This window comes from Streptomyces sp. NPDC059456 (assembly GCF_042750055.1).
Lineage (GTDB): Bacteria > Actinomycetota > Actinomycetes > Streptomycetales > Streptomycetaceae > Streptomyces.
The window spans coordinates 1-2166 of sequence record NZ_JBHYVA010000992.1; the positions used below are offsets into that span (position 1 = coordinate 1).

At 79.0% G+C, this 2166-nt stretch carries 2 protein-coding genes; both read right to left on the reverse strand.

The annotated features are described in order from the left end of the window. A partial coding sequence (locus tag ACFXA3_RS41430) for a PfkB family carbohydrate kinase (RefSeq protein ID WP_385196501.1) occupies window positions 1-507 on the reverse strand: 507 nt, incomplete at its 3' end. Then, window positions 504-1874, reverse strand: coding sequence for an ADP-ribosylglycohydrolase family protein (locus ACFXA3_RS41435; protein ID WP_385196504.1), 1371 nt, complete (start codon window positions 1872-1874; stop codon window positions 504-506). The genes ACFXA3_RS41435 and ACFXA3_RS41430, both read right to left, overlap by 4 nt. Window positions 1875-2166 lie beyond the last annotated feature (292 nt).

The window sequence follows — 2166 nt, forward strand, 5'->3', positions numbered from 1 at the left end:
GGGCAGCGGCTGGGCGGGGGCCGGGGTGAGCACCGTACGCACCCCGTGGGCACGGGCGGCGAGCGCGCCGGCCAGGACGGCGGACAGCGGGAGTTCGAGCTGGAGGAGGAGCGCGTCGGCGGCGCCGATACGGGACTCGTCGCCCGCCTCCAGGCCGGTGACACGGGCGTTGGCGCCCGGGATGACGATGATGCTGTTGCCGCCCTCATCGTCGACGGTGATGTGCGCGGTGCCGCTGGCGCCCTCGACGGTGCGCAGGGCCGCCGTCTCGACGCCGGCCGCGGTGAGCGCGGCGCGCAGCCGTACGCCGAACCCGTCGGCGCCGACCGCGCCGATCATCACCACCTCCCCGCCGCAGCGGGCGGCGGCGACGGCCTGGTTGGCGCCCTTGCCGCCGGGGACGGTGCGGAACTCGCGGCCGGTGACGGTCTCCCCGAGGCGGGGGGCCTTGGGGACGTAGGCGACGAGGTCCATGTTGGTACTGCCGAGCACGGCGATGGCCGTCATGGGCGGGCTGCCTCCTGTGCGGTGAGCTGGGCGAGGGTGTCGAAGCCGATGCCGTCGAAGCCGGGGACGGTGGTGGCGAGACGGTTCTTGAGCGGGGCGGACCAGCGGTGCGGGACCCCGGCCGGGTCGACGAGCGCGGCGAGGGAGCCGGCCGTCGCCCCGTTGGAGTCGGTGTCCCAGCCGCCGGACACCGCACGGCAGACGGAGCGGGTGAAGTCCCCGTCGGCGTGGGTGAGGGCGGCGGCGACCAGGGCCGTGTTGGGAACGGCGTGGACCCAGTGGTAGTGCCCGTACCGGGCGTGCAGGTGGTCCACGACGCGGTCGAAGTCGGCGTACCGGCCGGCCGTCTCGACGGCGTGGCGGACGGCCTCGGCGAGCCGCGAACGCGGCGGTACGACGGCCAGCCCGGCCCGGAGCGCGGTGTGGACGTCGGCCCGGCCGCCGGCGGCCTCGGCGAGCGCGGCGGCGGCGAACAGGGCGGCGTAGAGGCCGTTGCCGGTGTGCGTGAGGGAGGCGTCCCGGTGGGCCTGGGCCGCGGCGGCGGCCGGGTCGCCGGGGTTGGTCCAGCCGTGGACGTCGGCCCGGATCAGGGCGCCGATCCACTCGCGGAAGGGGTTGCGGTGGGTGGCGGTGGCCGGGGGCTCCAGCCCGAGCAGCAGGTTCCGGTAGGCGATGCGCTCGGCGGTGAAGGTCCGGCCGGCGGGGAGCTCGTCGAGCCAGAGCCGGGCGACGTCGGCGGTGGTGAAGCGTTTGCCGTGGCGCCGGAGCAGGAGCAGGTTCAGGAGCGGGTAGTTGAGGTCGTCGTCCTCGGGCATGCCGTCGATGTTCTCGGCGAGGGAGGTGGCGGCGGAGCGGCGGTTCCACGGGTGGGCGGCCAGGACCTCCGGGGGGACGCCGCGGGCGGTGAACCAGTCGTCCAGCGGCCAGTTGCCGGCGGCGCGGGCGAGGGCGCGGATGCCGCCGAGGGGCAGTTTCTCGACGGGCTTGCCGAGCAGGCACCCGACGGCCCGCCCCACCCAGGCGGCCTCCAGCCGTTCCTGCAACGCCGAACCCCGTCCCGCGGGCGCCGCCCCGTCCGGACCGCCCGACCGGTGTTCCGCCAGGCCGGGGGCGGTGGGCCGCGGACCGGCGCCGTGCGGCGGACGTTCCGTTGCGCGCGGCTCGGCGGCGTACCGCGGGCGGCGCGCCGCGCGGGCCGGGGCGGGCTGCGTGATGTGCGCGGGGCGGTGCTCTCCGCGGGCCGGGGCGGGCTCCGGCGCCGCCCCCTTCGGAGGGTGGTCCGCGGCGCGGGCCGGATCTGCGGGGCCGTGCGGCGCGGCCGGGCTGCCGCCAGGGCCCGGGGCGGCCGGCGGGATGGCGTACGGCACGGCCGGGAGGCGGTGTGCGCTGCGGCCGGCCGGGGCGGGGGCACGGGAACCCGGCGCCGGGGCAGGGGCGGTGGGCGGGGTCCGGGGCGCCGGTGGCGGGGTGGCCGGTGGAGGCGGCCAGTCGGGGCAGGCGGCCCTGATGGCCTCCAGGGCCCCCGGCTCGTCCGCGGCCGCCGCGGACGGGAGCCCGGCCAGCTCGTCCAGCAGGCGCGAGGCCAGCGCGCGCAGCTCCGGCGGGGCCGGGGCGGGGGAGGCGCCGGCGTGGTCGTGGGCGGGGCGCCCGCCGTCGGCG